19 protein-coding genes are annotated in these 21,311 nt (G+C 33.0%); 11 read left to right on the top strand and 8 right to left on the bottom strand.

Annotation, left to right across the window (positions count from 1 at the left end):
• Positions 1-167: 167 nt before the first annotated feature.
• Genes BUB82_RS10680 through BUB82_RS10670 form a run of 3 tightly spaced genes read left to right on the top strand, consistent with a single transcriptional unit; the run spans position 168 to position 2,433 of the window.
• Entirely contained in the window at positions 168-728 is a 561-nt protein-coding gene (locus BUB82_RS10680; RefSeq protein ID WP_317041060.1) for a sugar transferase, read from the top strand.
• Positions 712-1,851, top strand: coding sequence for a DegT/DnrJ/EryC1/StrS family aminotransferase (locus tag BUB82_RS10675; protein WP_073193611.1), 1,140 nt, complete (start codon positions 712-714; stop codon positions 1,849-1,851). Before BUB82_RS10680 ends, BUB82_RS10675 begins: the two co-directional genes overlap by 17 nt.
• 6 nt (positions 1,852-1,857) lie before the next feature.
• Positions 1,858-2,433: a nitroreductase family protein gene (locus tag BUB82_RS10670; protein WP_073193610.1), complete on the top strand. Its 576-nt coding sequence runs from the start codon at positions 1,858-1,860 to the stop codon at positions 2,431-2,433.
• A 3-nt stretch (positions 2,434-2,436) separates the two neighbouring features.
• Here the strand turns inward: BUB82_RS10670 and BUB82_RS10665 are convergent, their stop codons facing one another.
• A complete protein-coding gene (locus tag BUB82_RS10665) occupies positions 2,437-2,937 on the bottom strand; it encodes a DUF456 domain-containing protein (protein ID WP_073193609.1) in 501 nt (166 codons plus the stop codon).
• A 126-nt stretch (positions 2,938-3,063) separates the two neighbouring features.
• Between BUB82_RS10665 and BUB82_RS10660 the strand changes: the two genes are divergently transcribed.
• The 4 genes from BUB82_RS10660 to BUB82_RS10645 are packed head-to-tail and all read left to right on the top strand — an operon-like array spanning position 3,064 to position 6,699.
• Positions 3,064-3,429 carry a BlaI/MecI/CopY family transcriptional regulator gene (locus BUB82_RS10660; RefSeq protein WP_073193608.1) on the top strand — a complete coding sequence of 122 codons (366 nt, stop codon included), beginning with the start codon at positions 3,064-3,066 and terminating at the stop codon, positions 3,427-3,429.
• Positions 3,422-5,059, top strand: coding sequence for a M56 family metallopeptidase (locus BUB82_RS10655; RefSeq protein ID WP_073193607.1), 1,638 nt, complete (start codon positions 3,422-3,424; stop codon positions 5,057-5,059). Before BUB82_RS10660 ends, BUB82_RS10655 begins: the two co-directional genes overlap by 8 nt.
• A 20-nt stretch (positions 5,060-5,079) precedes the next feature.
• Positions 5,080-6,219, top strand: coding sequence for a tetratricopeptide repeat protein (locus tag BUB82_RS10650; protein ID WP_234949784.1), 1,140 nt, complete (start codon positions 5,080-5,082; stop codon positions 6,217-6,219).
• A 30-nt stretch (positions 6,220-6,249) separates the two neighbouring features.
• Positions 6,250-6,699 (top strand): hypothetical protein, encoded by a 450-nt coding sequence (locus tag BUB82_RS10645; RefSeq protein ID WP_143185682.1) that lies wholly within the window; start codon positions 6,250-6,252, stop codon positions 6,697-6,699.
• Here BUB82_RS10645 and BUB82_RS10640 read toward each other — a convergent pair.
• Genes BUB82_RS10640 through BUB82_RS10630 form a run of 3 tightly spaced genes read right to left on the bottom strand, consistent with a single transcriptional unit; the run spans position 6,689 to position 9,580 of the window.
• Positions 6,689-7,543: a hypothetical protein gene (locus tag BUB82_RS10640; RefSeq protein WP_143185681.1), complete on the bottom strand. Its 855-nt coding sequence runs from the start codon at positions 7,541-7,543 to the stop codon at positions 6,689-6,691. The genes BUB82_RS10645 and BUB82_RS10640 overlap by 11 nt on opposite strands.
• A gap of 17 nt (positions 7,544-7,560) precedes the next feature.
• The gene (locus BUB82_RS10635; protein WP_073193603.1) at positions 7,561-8,658 is read right to left on the bottom strand and encodes a glycosyltransferase; all 1,098 of its coding nucleotides are present in this window, start codon (positions 8,656-8,658) and stop codon (positions 7,561-7,563) included.
• Positions 8,645-9,580: a lysylphosphatidylglycerol synthase domain-containing protein gene (locus tag BUB82_RS10630; RefSeq protein ID WP_073193602.1), complete on the bottom strand. Its 936-nt coding sequence runs from the start codon at positions 9,578-9,580 to the stop codon at positions 8,645-8,647. The genes BUB82_RS10635 and BUB82_RS10630 overlap by 14 nt, the downstream gene beginning before the upstream one ends.
• A 24-nt stretch (positions 9,581-9,604) precedes the next feature.
• On the opposite strand from BUB82_RS10630, the gene ruvC reads away from it, so the two are divergent.
• A complete protein-coding gene (gene ruvC, locus BUB82_RS10625) occupies positions 9,605-10,156 on the top strand; it encodes a crossover junction endodeoxyribonuclease RuvC (RefSeq protein WP_073193601.1) in 552 nt (183 codons plus the stop codon).
• A gap of 255 nt (positions 10,157-10,411) precedes the next feature.
• On the opposite strand, the gene BUB82_RS10620 is transcribed toward ruvC, so the two are convergent.
• A complete protein-coding gene (locus BUB82_RS10620; RefSeq protein WP_073193600.1) occupies positions 10,412-11,629 on the bottom strand; it encodes a metallophosphoesterase in 1,218 nt (405 codons plus the stop codon).
• A gap of 103 nt (positions 11,630-11,732) precedes the next feature.
• On the opposite strand from BUB82_RS10620, the gene hemW reads away from it, so the two are divergent.
• Positions 11,733-12,863 carry a radical SAM family heme chaperone HemW gene (hemW, locus tag BUB82_RS10615; RefSeq protein WP_073193599.1) on the top strand — a complete coding sequence of 377 codons (1,131 nt, stop codon included), beginning with the start codon at positions 11,733-11,735 and terminating at the stop codon, positions 12,861-12,863.
• A 196-nt stretch (positions 12,864-13,059) separates the two neighbouring features.
• Here hemW and BUB82_RS10610 read toward each other — a convergent pair whose 3' ends face one another.
• Positions 13,060-14,427, bottom strand: coding sequence for a hypothetical protein (locus tag BUB82_RS10610; RefSeq protein WP_073193598.1), 1,368 nt, complete (start codon positions 14,425-14,427; stop codon positions 13,060-13,062).
• Between the two features lie 289 nt (positions 14,428-14,716).
• Here BUB82_RS10610 and BUB82_RS10605 point away from each other — a divergent pair, with 289 nt between their 5' ends.
• Both BUB82_RS10605 and BUB82_RS10595 read left to right on the top strand, forming a co-directional pair.
• On the top strand, positions 14,717-17,761 hold the full coding sequence (locus BUB82_RS10605) for a BspA family leucine-rich repeat surface protein (protein WP_073193597.1): 3,045 nt from the start codon (positions 14,717-14,719) through the stop codon (positions 17,759-17,761).
• A gap of 823 nt (positions 17,762-18,584) precedes the next feature.
• Positions 18,585-18,959, top strand: coding sequence for an MmcQ/YjbR family DNA-binding protein (locus BUB82_RS10595; RefSeq protein WP_073193595.1), 375 nt, complete (start codon positions 18,585-18,587; stop codon positions 18,957-18,959).
• Here BUB82_RS10595 and BUB82_RS10590 read toward each other — a convergent pair.
• Both BUB82_RS10590 and BUB82_RS10585 read right to left on the bottom strand, forming a co-directional pair.
• A complete protein-coding gene (locus BUB82_RS10590; protein ID WP_073193594.1) occupies positions 18,953-20,395 on the bottom strand; it encodes a hypothetical protein in 1,443 nt (480 codons plus the stop codon). The two genes, BUB82_RS10595 and BUB82_RS10590, sit on opposite strands and share 7 nt — an antisense overlap.
• A 136-nt stretch (positions 20,396-20,531) precedes the next feature.
• A complete protein-coding gene (locus tag BUB82_RS10585) occupies positions 20,532-21,284 on the bottom strand; it encodes a response regulator transcription factor (RefSeq protein WP_073193593.1) in 753 nt (250 codons plus the stop codon).
• Between the last annotated feature and the right edge of the window lie 27 nt (positions 21,285-21,311).

Below are 21,311 nucleotides of genomic sequence, written 5' to 3'. Positions count from 1 at the left end.
TGTGGGTGCTTTTTTAGGCATTAAGAAACTGAAATAGTAAATAATACCCTAACCAAAGTTAAAAGCGATGCTCAATATTGAGTGTCGCTTTTTTTTATTACACAAGTTCTTTAAACTTCTACAAAGTGTATTTTTGTAAGATGTATATAAAATTTGGTAAAGTATTATTGGATACATTTTTAGCTATATTACTTTTAGCGATATTATTTCCTATTTTACTTTTAATATCTATTGTACTTTTATTGCTGCATAAAGATTCGCCATTTTTCACGCAGATAAGAGTTGGTCAACATGTAAAAACATTCAAAATTTACAAATTTAAGACCATTACTTCAACAGGAGAAATACCGCCTTTTATGAAATTTCTTAGAAAAACAAAGCTAGATGAAACACTTCAGCTTTTTAATATTATCAAACAGGAGATGAGTTTTGTAGGGCCAAGACCTGATGTGCCTGGCTATTATGATCAATTATCAACTGAATTCAGATCAATTTCAGATTTAAAACCTGGTTTAACAGGCTATGCTTCACTAAAATTCTCAAACGAAGAATACCTTTTATCAAAACAAAAGAACCCTCATAAATATAATGATGAAGTTATTTTCCCTCAAAAATTACGTTTAAATTTGAAATATCGAAAAGAAATTTCGTTTACAACAGACCTTAAATTACTTTTTATTACATTTTTAGTGGTTTTAAATTTAACTAACTATGACACAAAAATCTAAAATATGGTTATCTTCTCCACACATGGGCGGTAACGAGCAAACTTACATTAATGAAGCCTTTGCGGAAAATTGGATTGCTCCGCTTGGACCTAATGTAAATGCCTTTGAGGCTCAGCTTGAAGATTATCTTACGCCAAAATCTTATATCGCTACATTAAGTTCAGGAACAGCAGCGCTGCACCTTGCGCTCGTCCAGTTAGGCGTAACGCATGGAGACGAAGTTTTATGTCAAAGTTTTACATTTTCAGCTTCAGCTAACCCTATTATTTACCAAGGTGCCAAACCTATTTTTATTGATAGTGAAGAGCAAACTTGGAATATGTGTCCATACCATTTAGAACAAGCTATTAAACACCGCTTAGAACACTATAAAAAACCCAAAGCAATTATAGCAGTTCATTTATACGGCATGCCTTATCAAGTCGAAAAAATTCATGCAATTGCTGAAGCCTATGATATTCCAGTTATAGAAGATGCTGCTGAAGCTTTAGGTTCAACTTACAAAAAACAAAGTTGTGGCACTTTTGGTAAGTTTGCAGCTTTAAGTTTTAACGGTAATAAAATAATTACCACTTCTGGTGGAGGTGCCTTAGTTTGTAAAACACTTGAAAGTAAACTAGAAACCGTGAAATATGCCACACAGTCTCGTGATGATGCACCACATTATCAGCACTCTCAATTAGGCTTTAATTATCGAATGAGTAATATTTGTGCAGGAATTGGGCGTGGACAAATGGAAGTATTAGACCATCACATCGCATTTAGACGGCAAATGCATGATTTTTATAAAGAACTATTTAAAAATACTGATGGTGTTAAAGTATTTGAAGAACCTAACGGCGACTACTTTTCTAATCATTGGTTGTCGGCTATAATCGTAAATCCCGAAATTGCAGGCTTTACACGAGAAGAACTTCGATTGAAGTTATTAGAAGAAAACATTGAAAGTAGACCTTTGTGGAAACCAATGCATTTACAACCCTATTTTAAAGAAGCTTTGTTTTTTGGCAATAGCGTAGCAGAAACATTATTTGATCAAGGCTTGTGTTTACCTTCAGGTTCTAACCTCACTGATCTTGACCGTGAACGTATCTCAAATCAAATTAAATTATTTTTAAAGTAAAGTTTCATGAATCAAAAATTAAACACTATACAAGACATTATTCGTTTACGTCGTTCTATATTTCCTTCACAGTATAACGATGAACCCATTTCTGAAACTGAGTTGCAGCAAATTCTAGAAGCTGCCAATTGGGCTCCTAATCACCGCAAAACAGAGCCTTGGCGTTTTAAAGTTATGCAAGGCAAATCAAAAACTAAATTGAGTGCTTTTTTAGGAAGCTTATATCTAAAACATACCGAAAAGCCTTCAAAATTTAAACATCGAAAAATCATCGATAAATTTCAGCAGTCGTCTTGTGTGATTGCGATTTGTATGCAGCGTGATCCTAAAGAAAGTGTTCCTGAATGGGAAGAAATTGCCGCAGTTGCTATGGCTGTTCAAAATATGTGGCTAGCAGCAACAGACCTAAAAATTGGTTCTTATTGGAGTTCGCCAAAACTGATTAAACATTTTGATCAATTCTTTGATTTTGCTGAAGGCGAACGTTGCTTAGGTCTATTTTATATGGGAAAAACCGATCAAGAATGGCCCAAAGCAGAACGAAAAACACCGATTGACAGTAAAGTTGATTACTTCAATTAGGGCTTAAAACAAAAGCTCTCGGAAGTCTATAACTTTATAAATAAAAAATACGGTAAAACTTATACAACACACAAACTTCATAAAAGTTGAAGCTAAAAACCCCATAAAAGCACCAGTTGCCGCCTTAAAGGCTTCTTGATGTTGACGTTTATTAAAAACCAATTCCCCAATAAAGGCACCAAGAAACGAGCCGATTAAAAATCCTAGTGGTATTGGCGAAAGTAAACCAATCACTAAACCTACACTGGTTCCTATTATGCCATATTTACTACCACCAAAACGTTTAGTGCCGTAAGCCGGAATAATATAGTCTAAAATAAATATAACCAAAGCAATAGCAAAAGTGATACCTAAAACGGTGTAATTCATAGGAATATCTGGTGCTAAATAGAGAAATAATAAACCTAACCAACTTATCGGTGGTCCAGGCAGTACAGGCAAAAAGCTGCCAAATATGCCTGTTACACACAGTACAAATCCAATACTGATTAATAAAATACTCATGGTTTAATTTTAATTAGCTTTAAAGTTATCATTTAAATTTTAACATTAAAAATCAACTAATTTATTAGTTATAACTAAAGTTTTAGTTACATTTGGCATTGTACATTTTTTTAACTTAAAATAATCATGAAAGAGTTAACGCGAGCTGAAGAAGAAATTATGCAAATTTTATGGCAACTCAATAATGCTAAAGTCAGCGAAATAATTGACCAAATGCAGCACAAAAAGCCATCTTATAATACCGTTTCTACCATTGTAAGAATTTTACAAGATAAAGGTTTTGTAGGTTTCGAAAAAGAAGGTCGTGGTTATCGCTATTTCCCTATTATTAACAAAGAAGCTTATCAAGCTTCGCGAATGAACACCTATGTTAATAATTATTTTGAAGGTTCATTTAAAAATATGTTGTCTTTTTTTGTGAAGAAAAAAGAGGTGAATGTTGATGACCTTGAAGCTATTTTAAAACAAATTAACCCTAAAGACGATGCTTAAATATATTCTTGATGTTTTGGTTTTACAAGCTTTGTTTTTATTGGCTTTTCAGGCCATTAAACACAGTAGGTGGTTTCAAGTCAACCGATTTTTTTTATTGACTTCAATAGCCTTGTCATTGCTTTTACCATTTATGAGTTTCGGTTGGTTAACCACCGTTTTTGAAAATCCGGCTTTAAATTTAGAGTTTCAAGTTGGTGAACTTTCAACCGTATTTATAGATAATGCGGCAACTTCAACCCAAGTTAATACTTCAATCGAACCAGAAATTTCACAAATGCAGTGGTCATGGCTTCAAATAATCATGGCAATAGTTGCTTCAATCAGCGTAATCAAGTTGATTTTATTTCATTATAAATTTCAAAAAATTCAAAAGTTATTGTCAACAGCACGTTTTATGTATTATAGTGATGACTGTGAAATCTATACTTTACCCAATTCAACTGAAGCGTTTTCATTTTTCAAAAAAATCTATATCGGAAGTGAATTTTCAGAAGCACAGTTTAAACACATTTTAGCGCATGAACAAATACATGCGCAATCCTTACATAGCTTTGATGTAGCTTTAATTGAAATATGCTCGGCGGTTTTCTGGTTTAACCCTTTTTGGTATTGGTACAAACATGAGTTTGCACTTTTACACGAATATGAAGCTGATGCTAAAGCTTCAAAACAAAGCTCAGTAAACGCCTATTTTCAGAGTTTATTGAATGTTAGTTTTGGTACTCAAAACCTCAAATTTGTCAATCATTTTTTTAATCAATCAATCCTTAAAAAACGAATAATTATGTTACAAGAATCAAACAAAACTAAGTTTAAAGCCATTAAGTATTTATGGTTATTACCTGCTTTATTAGTAAGCTTAACCTACTTATCATGCACTGAAGATAGTGTAAAAGATGATGTTTTACAACAGCAAATTCACCAAGAAGAAGCCGAAGTTTATCGGGCGAAGTTCCAAAAAATCATCGATGAAAGATTAGCTGAAGGTTTAAGTATTTTTGAAATTATGCAAAGCGATGAATTTGATGTTGATCACGGAAATGTTAAAACTAAAGAAGAGTTTTATAAATCTCAGGTAATTATGAAGAATCTGATGACTGAAGTTTATGAAGAAAAACCTGATGGAGAAGCGCGATTAGCTGAAATGCAGGAAATGTTTACCAAAACTTATGAAGATTATCTGAAGTCTAAAAAAGACAAGCAGACCCATACCGTAGAAAGTGAATATGTTGAGAATTCTGAAAACACTAAAGGTTTAGATGTTGGATTTATGCAAGTAGATCAAGCGCCTTATTTTGAGACTTGTGAAGGCTTGGTCAGTAATAAAGAAACCAAACAATGTGTTAGCCAGTTTATATCTGACTTTATAAGTAAAAAAGCGAAAGAAGTTGGATTACATGAAACAGCTAAAAATTTAGGATTTCAAGGTGTTAAACGCGTTTACGTTCAATTCACCATCAGTACATTAGGCGAAATAATCAATGTAAAAGCGCGTGCACCACATCCTGAATTACAGCAAAAAGCAGAAACAATTATTGAGCAACTGCCAGAAATGATTCCTGGGCAGCATCGCGGTGAGGCTGTTAATGTAGTCTATAGCTTACCTATTACCTTTAAAATTATATAACTAGGATGTATAAATTTTGGATGGCCACAATTCAAGTTGTGTTGGCTTGCATGTTGATGTCTACTAGGGCGCAAACTCAAGCTTCACAACTTGATAGTTTATATGCTATTGGTGAGTATAGCAAAGCTATTGGCTTGTATCAAAATCAAATTCCCAATACTTTTAATGAACGGATTAGTTTAGCCAAAGTGTATTTAGCGAAGCAACAAAACGATAAAGCATTAAACTTGTACAAACTTGCTTTAAATAAAAAACAAGTTTTGAAGCATCGGTTTACTTATGCACAATTATTACTGGGGCAAAAGCAATATAAACTCGCCGATTCTGTATTTACCCAATTACATATTGATTACCCTAAAAATGCTGAGTTTGTTTACCAATTAGGCTTATCGAAAAAACCGAATAATACCACAACTTTAAACCAATACTTTGCTAAAGCTATTACCTTAGATTCGACTCATTTTCGCGCTTATTATGAATTAGCCTACTTTTACACCAAGATAAAATCTTATAAAAAGGCGCAAGAAACCTGCTTGAAGGCTTTAAAAATAAATTCCAAACACAAAAAAATCCTTGGATTATTAGCACAAGTTTTATACAACGATAAGGCCTATCAACTAGCCTTAGAATATTTTAAAGCTTTTGATAAGCATTACGATGTTCCAGAATTTATGCTCAATAAAATGGCTTTTTCAGCTTGGTATTTACAAGATTTAGAATTAGCCATTCAATATTATAATCGCTTACTTCAAATAGATCCAAAATCTTATCGATACCATCAAAATATTGCAAAAGTGTACAATGCTTCTGGTAATTTTAAATCGGCTATGAGACATGCTTTTTCAGCATTACGGCATAAAGATGTTAGCCAAGCAAAGATTTACTATGAGCTAGGTCTGGGGTTTTTAGGTACAAAACAATATAAATTGGCTGTAAGTACGTTTGAAAAAGTGATTGATGAAACGCCAAGTTATGAATTAGCTTATGTGAAATTAGCGCGAGCAGCAGACTTATGGCATCAAGATAAGTCTAAAGTGTTGCCCTATTTTGAGCGTTATGAAACCTATTTTGATGAAGTTGAAGATGCAGATTATAAAGATTTAATGTTAAGACGTTTAAGTGATATTCGTCGAAAACTCCATTTCGATTCGGCAAAGTAATGTCAACTGAAGATTTATTACTTTTGTAGCATGAAGTTAATAATGAAGTTTTGTTTGTTGCTACTTTGCTTTTCTTGTCAACAGTTTAAAAGCGAACCAGTTGAAGCTATTGTTGCTAAAGAAACGCAACAAATTAACTGGCAATCTATAGACCAACTTCCTAAATTTTCAGCATGTGACCAAAGTGTTGATGAGTCACAAATTGAATGCTTTCAAAAAGCAATGTATCAGTCTATAAATTTAGATTCGGTCATTTCAACTTATTCTCATCTAGAAACCGACACCTTACAACTTCAAATAATTATCTTAAAATCAGGTCATTTCCAGTTAGAATCAATTGAAACTAAAAATACTGGTCAAGTTCAAAAATTAAGCAATCAACTAAAATCATATTTTTCAGAACTAAGCCCTATTCAACCGGCATACAAACGAGGTATCCCAGTAGATTTAAGACTTTCAATACCAGTCATTATAAAGTGAATTTGAGTGATAAGGTAAAATCGATAGGTGTTTCGCCATTATCTTCAACAGCTAAGGCATAAAAATCGTTATAATTTACAGCTACTTGTACAGTTGGCGCTATTTGGTAAGCCATGCCGAGACCAAAGCTAATTGGCGTTTCTAATGCTACGGAATTTTCATTATTTGTAATAATGCTGCCATCATTTTCCTCATAAACATCATCAAATTTTACAAAATCAAGACTGATAAATTCGGTTTCTAAAAACATATTGAATTTGTTAGAATTGATGAACTTAAAGCGGTGATTAATGGTGAATTGTGTTAAATTAAAATTGATATCAGGCTGGTCTAAGGTTTGTCTTAATTGTAAAAATAAACTATGACGTTTATACTTGGTAAGGCTGAAAAATTCGAGTTCAGCGCCTAAAACAGTAAAACGTTCGTCGTTAAAATCACTAGTTAAGCCATTGGGTTTATTAAATAAAAAGGTGTTGCTCACGCCTCCAAAAACCCCTAAACGAACTAAATAGCCATTATTTTCTTTTTTGAAACTTAAGTTATATTGTTTTGTAAATGTGATTAACGCTCTTAATCGAAAATTAAGTTGATTGATTTTTGACTCAAACTCGTGACCAATCAGTTGCTTATACTTTACTTTATAGTTGTTTTTGGTGATTTTTTCAAACTGATCTTTAAAAGAAATAAAAAAGGTGTTTTTATCTCCATTTGCATTAGCATAAAGTGATAATTCGCCATCAACAAGTGTTTTCAAATTATAATTTTTACCTTCAATGGTTTGATTTTCTTGAGAAAAACCAAAAAGAACACAATTTAAGGCTAAAAATAGGAGTAGATGTTTCATAATGGTTGAGTTATTACTTATTTCCAAATATATTTATTATTAAACAAACTTAGACCAAATGCTAACAATAAAAACGGATAGATGAGGCTAATTTTTAAAAGTTTCCGCATGCATAAACTTAAATGATAGGGTTTAGAAAATGACATAATTAGGTTGACATCAATTAAGACTTTACCGATTATAAAAGCACTAAACACTAGTATAGACATGACTTGAAATAAGACCAAAACCAAAGCTAAAATTAGATTGATGTGCCCCAAAAACAAAATAAGATTTAACCAATTTGCTGTTTTATCTTTAGAGTGTTTGCTTTTGCCAAACCAACGTTTACGCTGATTTAAGAGTGTTTTAAAATTTTCACACGGTAAAGTGGTAACCACTTGTTTCGTGTTTAAATATTGAATTGTTAAGTTGTGTTTATCAAATTTTTCTAGTAAAAAATGGTCATCGCCACTAGCAATTTCAAGGTTAGTTTGGTAAGGCTTTAGGTTTTTAAAGCTATCTTTTCTATAAGCCATATTAGCTGCATTACAACTTACAGGTTGGCCAAATAAGCAACTGGCTTTGGTGATGGCTTGTATGGCTAAAAAATCATAGTACTGAAAATTCTTCCAAAAGGAGTTTTGCTCAACACAGCTAACTGGACCAAAAATTAAGTGAGCATCACTTTTTAAAAACTGATTAGAATAGTCTGTTAAAAGTTGTTCAGGTAAATAACAATCAGCATCAGTTGTTAAAATATACTCGTATTTAGCTCGGTTAACTCCTAAAATTAAAGCTGATTTTTTCCCTGATTTAGATACAGTTTGATTGATGATTTTAAAATCTAAAGGCGTGGCTTTCAACTTAGTTTGTATCACTTCAACCGTTTGATCAGTTGAGTGATCGTTTATGAAAATTACTTCAAATTCATTTTTTGAATAATCAAGTTCATCTAATGAATTTAATAATGCATTTATTCGGTTTGCTTCATTTTTAAAAGGAACCAAAATGCTGAATTTTGTAGGCGTTTTAGTTGAAGGTATGTCTTTAAAATTCCATCGCTTTAGTTTATAAATACATAGCGCGATAAGGCTTAGATAGCAAAGTTGAAATAAATAGCTAAGCAGTAACATTTCGTTTCAGTTGATTAGTGTATTCGCCTCTTAAAAGGCTTCCAACTAGGGCTGGTAAAGCAAAGTTAAATAACCACATGAAGCTGAAAGCTGTTAAAATTAAACCCGCATCTTGATTTAAATAACCAAAAATTAAAAGTCCTAAACTGCCTTTTATAGCTACGTCTACAATAAAAACACTTGGAATTATAGAACTTAATATATACATGACATTAATTGCCATGATGGTGTCTAAATAATTTAGCTCAATACCACAAGTCCATAAAATAAACAATAATTGATGGCTGAATACTAAATGCTTGATTAGTGATAAACCAATTTGTTTTGGAAACTTAATGCGGTAATGTTTAAGTCGATTAATTTTATGTCTGAATTTTGGATGATAACGTGCAACCATATAGATGGCTAAAACAACAATTAAACCTAGCCCTAAAAGCTCAACATGTTGAAGTTTTTTGAAAGTGAAGTTAATAAAGTAAACAAGACCAATACTTCCAAAAAAGATGGTAGTCAAAAGTTGTGAAAATTGACTTACAGCATTAGAGAACACGACATATTGACGTTGAGAAGTATCATAAAAAAAAGCCTTAGCAATGTAATCACCTAGCCGGTTGGGTGTAAAAATTGCCATACTATGGCTTTTTAAATTCTGAATAATAGCCGTTTTAGTTGAAATATTGATTTGTGGACGCAATACTGTTTTCCATTTTAAACTATCGATGAGCCAATTGAAGCCTGACAGACTTAAATTTACAATTATAAAAAATGAAATTAAGCCGAAATTATCACGCTCAAAAACTGTAAAAACTTGCTCAAAATTAGTTGAAGATGTTGCAAGTTCATGCCAAATAAAAAGAATACATAACAATGGCAATCCATATTTTAATAAAAGCTGTAATATTTGATTAGCTTTGTGAGTCATATTACAAAGAAACAATTTTTATACGTGTCTACTGAAAAAATTATTTTAGGGATAGATCCTGGTACAACCATAATGGGTTTTGGTGCTATTAAGGTTGTCCATAAAAAAATGACGTTTATACAACTTAATGAACTTAACTTGAAAAAATACAGTGACCATTACACTAAACTTAAATTAATCTTTGAACGTACCACAGAATTAATTGACACGCATCACCCAGACGAGATAGCTATTGAAGCCCCATTTTTCGGTAAAAATGTACAATCTATGCTTAAACTTGGTCGCGCTCAAGGCGTTGCTATGGCAGCAGGTTTAACACGTCAAATCCCAATTACCGAATACTTACCTAAGAAAATTAAAATGGCTATTACGGGTAACGGAAATGCTAGTAAAGAGCAAGTTGCTAAAATGTTACAAAGTCTATTAAAAATTAAAGAATTACCGAAAAATTTAGATTCAACAGATGGTTTAGCGGCAGCAGTTTGTCATTTTTATAACAGCTCAAACCCAGTTTCTTCAAAATCCTATTCAGGTTGGAAGGCCTTTGTTGCCCAAAACGAAAAACGACTTAAATAAAAAAACGACACTCAATATTGAGCATCGCTTTTAACTTTGGTTAGGGTATTATTTACTACTCAATTTCTTAATGCCTAAAAAAGCGCCTACAGCCATCGCTAATGGAATTAAGAAATGAATCGGTATCGCTGGCGTGTCACTCACTATGTCTTCAAATTTGATGTGTTAAACTTCAATTTAAGTTTGTCTTGACCTTACTTTTTATAAGTATTTATTATAAGACAAGCATTATGTATGAAATTAAAAGCTATTTTCTTAAGCCTTCTTTAACTTAATAACGCTTATTTCAGGCCAAATACCAACTCGCCCAGGATAGGCTAAGAAGCCAAAACCTCGATTAACATTAATGAATCGATTTTGATGTTGGTAAATGCCAGCCCATTGTTTGTAACGATATTGTACAGGACTCCATTTAAACCAGCCAGGTATTTCGATGCCAAATTGCATGCCATGCGTATGACCACTCAAGGTTAGTTGTAAATTTTTAGGATGCTGGTGTAAAACTTCATCCCAGTAAGATGGGTCATGACTCATAACGACTTTAAAATCTTTGGTTGATAAACCTTCACATGCTTTATCAATATCACCTGCTTTTTTAAAACCACCTTTTCCCCAATTTTCAACTCCAATGAGGTGTAAGTCTTGATTATTTTTAGTGATTTTAATGCGTTCATTGCGCAGTAATTGCCAACCCATGGACTTATGGACGTTAACAAAATCACGAAAGTTTTTTTGCTTTTCGGCTTCTGTTTCCCAATCGTGGTAGTCGCCATAATCGTGATTTCCTAAAACCGAATAAATACCATCTGCAGACTTCAACTTGGAGAACGTAGTTAACCATGGTTGCATTTCTTCAGCTAGGTTATTCACCAAATCACCTGTAAATAAAATACAGTCAGAGGCTTGTTCATTAATTAAATTAACAGCATATTCAATTTTTTGTGGATTATCAAAACTTCCAGAATGGATATCGCTAATTTGTGTGATCTGGTAACCATCAAATGCTTCAGGTAAGTCTTCAAAACTGAGTTCGTAGGTTAAAACCTTAAAATTATACTTGCCTTTGTACATGCCATATAATAAAGAAATAAAAGGAATTGCACCTAGGCCAAGTGCTAATTGACTTACAAATTTTCGGCGGGAATTACTGTAAGGTTTTGAAGATTTTGAAGGGCTGATTTTATGCCACAATAATTTAAAGAACCGTGCTAAATCTTCAAAGAATAATATAATGATGCTTGTTGCTTTTAAAGCAAATGCACTTAAAAATAAGCCAATAAAAATACCGCGGTTACCGCCAAAAGTGCCACCTGAAACGGGTTGGTTAAAGCTGTAAAGCATTAAAAAAAAAGGAACAAGTGTTAAAAGCACAAAACCGATGCGAATAATCCAGGATTTACTGAGTTTCCGAATGGCTTGAAAGGCATAAAATTCAAGGCTTAATAAAAATAATATCAAGAAAATCCACCGCATCTTTTTAACGCAAATATAATCGGCTTCTTCAGCTTTAGTTCCTTTTTTAAAATTAAATTAGCGTTTAAGCAAGTAGTTTCAATTTCCCATTTACCTTTGTGGTATGTCTGGTATTTATATTCATATTCCATTTTGTAAGCAAGCTTGCCATTATTGTGATTTTCACTTTTCAACCACGCGTAAGCATCAATCTAGAATGATTAATGCCATTTGTCAAGAATTAAAACTGCGTAATAACGAAATAAATACAAGTATAAATACCATTTATTTTGGCGGTGGGACACCAAGTTTATTGAGTAAAACTGAAATTGATTTAATTTTGCAAACGATTCATGCTAATTTTGAAGTGAATCTTGATGCTGAAATTACCTTAGAAGCTAATCCAGACGATTTATCTCAGGATTATTTAAAAGAATTAGCTTCAACTGAAATTAACCGTTTAAGCATTGGTGTACAATCTTTTTTTGAAGACGATTTAAAATTGATGAATCGTGCACATAATGCTAAAGAGGCTATAACTTCGGTTGAAGTAGCCCAAACTTATTTTGAAAATATTAGCATCGATTTAATTTATGGGATTCCTGAAATGAGTACCCAAAAATGGCAAGCCAATTTAGCGCAAGTTTTTAAGTTTGATATTCCACATGTATCATGTTATGCTTTAACAGTAGAGCCTAACACTGCTTTAGAACGCTTTATTGCAAAAGAAGTGATTGCCCCTGTTAATGATGATTTGGCACGTAAACATTATGATGTTTTACAAACACAAATGCGAGAAAAAGGTTATGAAAATTATGAATTTTCAAATTTTGGTAAACCCGACTTTTTTTCTCAAAATAATATGGCTTATTGGACGGGCAAACCCTATTTAGGTATAGGTCCATCGGCGCATTCGTTTAATGGGTACCAACGTTCTTGGTCGGTTAAACATAACATCAAGTATTTAAAAGCGATTGAGGCCAAACAGTTGCCCTTAGAGGTTGAACATTTGACAACAACCGATCGTTTTAATGAGTATATTATGACGCGTTTACGCACTAAATTTGGTGTTGATTTAAATGAGGTAGAAGCGAAGTTTGGCCTTACTTATCGGGCTTATTTAACGGAACAACTTCAAGCTTTACTGAAAGACCAATTGGTATGTATTAACTCTAATGAAGTTATTCATGTGACTGAAAACAATCAGTTTTTAACGGATGGTATTTCAGCTGAATTATTTAAACTTAATCTATAATATTTAAAACTGAGTCAAGCAAACTAAAACATTTCGCTTTAAAGCTTCATAGTTTTAATCATTTAAGCGATGACTTAGGTTAAATTTACGTTTTTGAAAGAATCAAAGCCATCAGTAATCTTTAGCAGTTGATTTAAAGCTTTGAGCAATTTAGTTTAAAAACTACCAGATAGCCTAAATTATTTTAAATTTCTATTTAAGATTTTAAAACAATTAATTTAGGATTAAGTTTAATGACTTTATAGCGCTTATCTTCTATACTTTTTTCTATAATAAATAATTGCTCTGCTTGATCACCTATATGTAGTCTCATTTTATTTAGTAATTCATCAAATAGTATTTTACGCTTTTTCTTAAGGGTATCATAGCTTCCTTGGTAATCAAGCTGCTGCATTAAGTCTGAGAATTCAATAAACCCTTTGTGTTTAGCTAAGAAAAGTAAAAGTTCTAGTTCATCTGCTGTAAAATTAGTTATAAGTTGCCCTCTGTAAGTAATGCTTTTAGACGCCAGCCTAATTTTAAGTTTTTTAAATTCACGGTAGCGCTTAACACCAATCACGCTAAGACCTAATAAAACTAAAATAACGCCTGTATAGCTTAATATTTTTGTGGTTTGCTCTTGTTGGCTTTTGTATAAGGCTTGGGTCGTGAGGGTTTCCTGCACAAGGTCTTGGCTATTAATTGTTTTGTAATAGAGTTTTCTATCGCCTGAGCTTGTCGTTGCTATTGTATAGGATTGTTGTTCAGGGTTGTAATGAAGTATTTGACTTCCAGTGTGGAATTTAGGTAACAATTTAACTTCGCTTAGGGTATTTGCTTTAAAGTTGATGAGTTTGGCCGTTTGGTTCGTTTTAGTTAAAAGTAGTTGATAATCATTTAGTCCATTAATCGTATAACTTAGCAAGTTTTCTTTAGATAAATACAGTGGACTAGCGTCTGGAATATCTCCTAGTTTTTTAAACCTTAACTGGGTTAAATCTAAGGTATAAATTTCATAATTTAATGGTGTATTATATTGTTTGTCACGTTCCTTCAAATTTATAAAGTAGAGCTGATCATCAATACTTTGAAAAAGATTAGCTATGATAAACTTGGGTTTATCTCCCGATGTTTCAACTAAAAACCATTCCCGTGCTTTAAAATCATACCTAGTTAGGATGTTTTTGGTCGTAAATAGGCCATAACCACCCAATAAATAAATACTTCCATTATGAATAAAAGGAATAGAGAAATACTGGTTTTTATGAGTAAAAGACTTATCATGACGGGTAAAGCGGTGGTTGGAGTATTCAACCACCACACCACCAGCGCCGTCATACAGATAAGTTTTACCTTGTAGATGTGCGACGGCCATTCTCGATAAGCTAGAGTCATCAATATCAAGATCTGGAATCTGTTTAAGCTGAGGGTCTAAGCCATAGAGATAAGTAGAATCGTTTAAAATAGTTACAGGCTGTTGGGTTTCATAATCCCAAAACGTAGTTCTCTTAGGCGAAAATTTAAACTCCTGAGCAGATAAGGTTAAACTTATTAACAATACCCCAATTACTATATAAAATCTCATATACTTTTTAATTATTGCTTTCACATTTCATAAATGCAAACGTTAATAAGTTATGACTGGGGAAAATCATACTTATACAAATAAATAACTCATTTAACATCGCAATAATACACAAACTAAGTCAAAAATTAAAGAAATAAATAGAAGTTAAATGTTTAGCCTAACTTGTTTATAAACAACAACTTGTATAGATCTTGAAAAATTAAAAAATAGGGGAGACATACGGTTTCCCCTATTTTTTTGACAAAATTTAAAGTTGGGTAATTAAGTTTACAAAAAATTTAGTTTTATGAATTACAATTACCTACTAAGTTGTTTACTAAGCCTAACATTATTCAGCCTTGGGTTTAGTCAATCTAACCCAGATTTTTATTTAGCCGAAAACGGCGTAACCTGTATGTGTCCCGATGCTGACTTTGGCGACACAGGCACCTTAACCATTAATGGTGTAGAGAAAACATTTACAAAGCGTTCTAGGAACTTGTTGTACGCTTATATTGATGTTAACCCTCAAGACCCCGAAATTGCTTTAACTTGTACGAGTGGTATTACAGATTTGTCCAACGCATTTAATAGTAAGTCTAATTTCAATCAAGATTTATCACATTGGGATGTCTCTAATGTGACGAATATGTATCGAATGTTTTATTATGCTAATGCCTTTAATCAACCCTTAAACAATTGGGATGTGTCTAATGTAACCAATATGAGTGATATGATTTATAGTGCAGATGTCTTTAATCAACCCTTAAACAATTGGGATGTCTCTAATGTAACCAATATGAGTAATATGTTTCCTGGTGCTATTGCCTTTAATCAACCCTTAAACAATTGGGATGTGTCTAATGTAACCAATATGAGAGGTATGTTTTATGGTGCAGATGCCTTTAATCAACCTTTAAATAATTGGGATGTGTCTAGTGTCACTAATTTGTCAGTTATGTTTGTAGATGCTAATGCCTTTAATCAACCTTTAGATAATTGGGATGTGTCTAGTGTGACGGAAATGAATGCTATGTTTACTAATGCCACTAATTTTAGCCAAGACCTAAGCAATTGGTGTGTAGAGTTAATCACAGACTTTCCAACTTCATTTGCGAGTGGGTCTTCAATGATTCCAGAATATTACCCAGATTGGGGCGCAGAATGTAGTAATGCGGGTACCACTACTCCAGTTATTACCTTACTCGGAGAAAATCCAGTAACCATTGAAGTCGGCACCACCTATACCGATGCAGGTGCAACGGCAAGTGATAACACGGATGGCGACTTAACAGATGACATCATCGTTACCGGAAGTGTTGATACAGATGTAGTTGGGACTTATACCTTAAGCTATGATGTCACAGACTCAAGTGGAAATGCTGCTGAAACGGTCACACGAACAGTTAATGTAGTCGATACGACTATTCCAGTGATTACTTTACTCGGTGATAATCCTGTGACCATTGAAGTCGGCACCACCTATACCGATGCAGGCGCAACGGCAAGTGATAATACTGACGGCGACTTAACAGCTGATATCATCATCACCGGCAATGTCGATGCTGATGTGGTTGGGACTTATACCTTAAGCTACGATGTAACTGACTCAAGCGGAAATGCCGCTGAAACCGTCACACGAATCGTAAATGTGGTCGATACGACTATTCCAGTCATTAGTTTACTTGGTGATAATCCAGTGACCATTGAAGTCAGCACAACCTATACCGATGCAGGCGCAACGGCAAGTGATAATGCTGATGGCGATTTAACAGCTAATATCATCGTCACCGGCAGTGTCGATACAGATGTAGTTGGGACTTACACCTTGAGCTATGATGTCACTGATTCTAGTGGAAATGCCGCTGAAACAGTCACACGAACCGTTAATGTGGTTGGCACCACTAATCCAGATTTTTACATAGCCGAAAATGGAGTAACATGTATGTGTCCAGATGCTGATTTTGGAGACACAGGCACATTAACCATAAATGGTGAAGAGAAAACCTTTACCAAACGAACAAGAGCACAGCTAGATGCAATCATAGCAAACAATCAACAAGACCCAGAAATTGCACTCACTTGTACCAGTGGAATTACAAGTATGGCTTCTTTATTTAGTGGAAAAGATACTTTCAATCAAGATATTTCACATTGGGATGTTTCTAATGTTAACAATATGCAAAGTGCCTTTATTGGCGCCAGCTCTTTTAATCAAGATATCTCCCTTTGGAATACTAGCAATCTAGTTACTATGGCTGATATGTTTAGAGGTGCTTCTAGCTTCAACAACCCACTTAATAATTGGGACGTATCTAACGTAGTAAATATGTTTTCAACTTTTGCTAGTGCATCAAGTTTTAATCAACCTTTGAATAATTGGGATGTTTCAAGTGTTACAGTTATGAAACAGATGTTTGCTAGTGCTGAAGCCTTCAATCAGTCTTTAGACAATTGGGATGTGTCTAATGTAACAGATATGAGTCGTATGTTTAGAAGTGCAGGGTCTTTCAATCAAACTTTAAATAATTGGGATGTCTCTAGTGTCACTAATATGAATCAGATGTTTGCTTTTGCTGATGCATTTAATCAATCCTTAAATAACTGGGATGTCTCAAATGTAACAGATATGTATCAGATGTTTAATCAGGCTGTCACATTTAATAAACAACTTAACGACTGGAATACAGAAAACGTAACAAATATGGAAGGTATGTTTATAATCGCCTCTTCATTTAATCAGCCATTAGACCAATGGGATGTTTCTGCTGTTAATAATATGGAAGGTATGTTTAAACAGGCTACTTCTTTTAATCAACCTTTAAATAATTGGGATGTGTCTAGTGTCACTAATATGCGAAATATGTTTAGTGGAGCTGATGCTTTTAATCAATCTTTAAATAATTGGAATGTTTCCAATGTGACAGATATGAGTTTTATGTTTTTTGGGGCAGTTGTATTTAATCAAAATATATCCAATTGGTGCGTAGAACAAATTCCATCTGAACCAAGTAGTTTTTCTACCAACTCTCCATTAGAAGAGAGCTTTGAACCTAATTGGGGAGCAGAGTGTGAAAGCTTATCTATAGATAATCCAACGGAAGCACAATTAGCGATTAAGCTCTACCCAAACCCTGCTACGCATCAAGTAACCTTAACAAGTAATGCTAATGCAGACGTAAAAGCGGTAAGTCTATACAACATGCTAGGTCAAAAAGTCAAACAGCTAGAATTATCAGGTAGTGTAGCACCGATACAAATAGATGTTTCAGATTTAGCTGCAGGAAATTACTTTATACAAATCACGACTAAAAACAATACTAGAATCACTAAACGCTTTATTAAGCGTTAAGTAGAGGATTAACTAACTTCATCCAAATTCGTAGGTTTTCTACCTAGCCAATTGTTAAACGCCTTGCATAAGCAAGGCGTTTTTTCGTTCCAAGCTCAAGAGCTTTTCGTTCCAAGCTCAAGAGCTTTTCGTTCCAAGCTCAAGAGCTTTTCGTTCCAAGCTCAAGAGCTTTTCGTTCCAAGCTCAAGAGCTTTTCGTTCCAAGCTCAAGAGCTTTTCGTTCCAAGCTCAAGAGCTTTTCGTTCCAAGCTCAAGAGCTTTTCGTTCCAAGCTCAAGAGCTTTTTAAAAAAATAACTTCATACAATTAGCTTAAAATTTAAGATTTTATGGATTCTAGTTAGTAATAAATATAAATTTCAAACTTTAAAAATAGACGAAAAATACGGGAAAATAGCTTAAATCATCATATGTTGATGATAGTCTTTAAAATTGATTTTTAAGGCTATAAATTACTGTTCAACAGTATTTTGTATTTGTTTTGTTGGTCTTTAAAAATAGGGGAGACATACGGTTTCCCCTATTCTTTTAAAAGATAAAGTCATAAATTTATATGTTTAATGATTTTATGAATCGAGAATATTTAAAAGCATACTATAATTCTAAAAAAAAGTGGTTACGCCAGCCAACAGTAATAGCTGTATTCTTAATTTTATTGTTTCCGTTAGGAGTTTATTTAATGTGGAAACATAAATTATGGTCTAAAGAAACACGATTAGTTGTATCAGTGCTTATTGTTTATATAATTACTAAAATCTTAATAACCATGATTTTCTAGTGTGTGAAACCTGCCTTAATTGGCAGGTTTTTTTATATTTGGTTTATAATGAATATAGAAGAATTAAGATTGTTTTGCTTGGCAAAGGCATCTTCAACAGAAGAATTTCCATTCGATGAAGATACATTAGTATTTAAAGTGATGGGTAAAATGTTTGCTTTAGCTTCACTTAAAAAGTGGGAGCAAGAAGACTTTTCTGTGAATGTAAAGTGTGATCCAGAATATGCACAAGAGTTAAGAGCTAAATATCCAGAGCATGTGTTACCAGGTTATCACATGCATAAAAAACATTGGAACACGGTTAAAATTCAAGACACATCTTTAACTGACCGTCTCATCAAGCATTTGATTAATCATAGTTACGATTTAGTAGTAAGTAAGTTGCCTAAGAAGAAGCGCGAGCTGTTGAAAGAGAATTATTGATTGTTTATTTTTTCAAGTAGCCTTTCATTTTTCATTAAGGCTTCATAATTAATGCTAAACTCATCTTCACCTTCTTTTGGTGAATAATACTCAATATTATCAGTTACAATGGCTTTAGCCAACTTTATGTTACCGAGTTCATATTGAATTCCTGCAATTAATAAATCAAGTTCTCGTTTATAATCTTCTACTAATGATGATTGTTCTTTCTTAAAGCTTTTAATGATATTTAAATCTCCTATTGCCTCATTTTTTTCATCTAAATTAGCTTTGGTTTGGGCCATTAGAGCTATGACGTACATATCTTCAAATCTTAGTTTTTCTTTTTTTGTAGTCTCCTTGTAAATAGGCTCAAAATAGGTTTTAGCTAAGTTGTATCTGTTATCCTTTCTAGCAACAGAGAAGGCTGTAAATCTAAGTTGATCTAAGTCTTTTGCATCAAAAAATCGTGATTGCTCATTAACATCATCAAAAACACTGTAAAATTTCGAGAAGTTATTCTCTTCAATAAGCCAATCGATATAGTTTGTGTAAAATCGTTGTATAAACCAGTTTTGAGATTTTAAGGCACGAGGACTTATAAGGCTCGAATCATTATTGGTATTTAATTTTTTAATCTTGTTATTAACGATAGAATAGGTTTCTTCAGAAATAGCTTTGTTATGTAAATCGTCTAGATAATAGCTTAGGATACCTTCTAATTTGATGTAATTGACTTCTGGATTTTTGAGCACTTGTTTAGGAAATAATGTGTAGTCACTATTAAGGTAAAAAGTGTCATTTTGTGTTATTCGGATGTAGTTTTTTGGACCAGCTTTAGATTGTTTGATGTATTTATAATCAGAGACTTCTTCAAATTCTACAACTGTATCTGCTGAATGTCTTGTTTTGTACATTTTAAATTTAGAAGAAGAAATATGACCTTTCTTATAGTTTATTTTATAATCTGTAAAGTACTTGTCATTATCTTGGTCTTCAGTTGTAAGGATTTGCTTAATACTATTGTCTTTAGTATAAGAGTAGGTTCTAGTATTAAGTTTGGCTTTATTTTCTCCAGTGTAAGGATTGTATTCCTTCAGATAATTGGTTTTTAACGGGAAAATATTTTTATACGTGGCCAAGACTTCTTCTAATTCATAGTTAACCATGTCATTAGACTTAATTTTGCTAAGTATAGAATGTAAAGTGTCGCTTTTATAAATAAAATATCGACTCGTTTCTCGATATTGATCTTGACTGAATTCACTTTTAATTAAACCATTGGGGTAATAGGAGACTTTGGTTTGAAATTGATTTGTTGGTTCAAAGTCTTTTGTAGTTGAACGTATAGTCTCTGTTTTTACTGGTTCGTCATGATATCTTGACCAATAGTTTTGAGATTCTGTTTGGCAGCTTACACCTAATAAAGCAAATAATAAATAGCTCAGTTTATTCATAATACACATATTTAAATCGGGTGTAAATAATTAGCCCTCATGAAATTTACACCCGATTATTAAATAATAAATTGGTAATATTTATCAAATCTAAGCGTATTGGGCTTCACATACAATACCACAATAGTGGTAATTTTTAGAGGTAATTATCTTTAAATTGAAATAATTCAGCTTGATTTTTGAGGTTTAATTTATGGTAAATGTTTTTAACGTGAGAGTGAATGGTGCCTTTGGCAAGGTGTAATTTATCGGCAACTTCAGATTTTGTGTAGCCTTGACATACTAGCTCAATAATTTCAATTTGACGTTTACTTAATTGCTCTTTTTCTAAAGAAGTTCTATGGTCGCATAAATCTTTCATCTCACCATCTTTCTTAGCACGTAAAATTCCTCTTACACCTTGGTATTTATGGCTAGATTTTAATATAATTCCAGTTGAAATTTTAGGTTTGAAGCTTTTATCGAAAGCTGCATAAGAGCTGTATTCAACAACAGGTTCTAGACTGTTTGAAACTTTATTTATAAATCTATAGTAAAGTTCAAACACAGCGCTTTTTTGCTGCGCTTCATTAAGTTCTAAAAAACAGTTTTGCAATTTTGGAAACACTTGGTTGACCAATAATTTATAGTCTGAATAATAGATAATTTCTGGTAATATTTTGGTTCCATTCTCCTTAAAATCTTCTGGATTTACACCTGTTAAATTATATGCATGTTTATTGATGAATTCATAATGCTGTGTGTTGAGGTTGAGGATATAGAATAAGGTTTTTGAAGCAATACTAAACCTTTCAGTTGCTTTATACTCTTCAATCAAGGCTTTGATTTCAGCGTCATTGACTTGAGATTTTTCTTTTAGTAAACTTAAGTAGGTTTTATATTCATCCAAACTTTTAGATTTATACAATAAAAATAA

Source organism: Psychroflexus salarius (assembly GCF_900129035.1).
GTDB lineage: Bacteria > Bacteroidota > Bacteroidia > Flavobacteriales > Flavobacteriaceae > Psychroflexus > Psychroflexus salarius.
The sequence above is the reverse complement of the archived record's forward strand: the minus strand, read 5'-3'. Positions and strand labels throughout refer to the sequence as shown.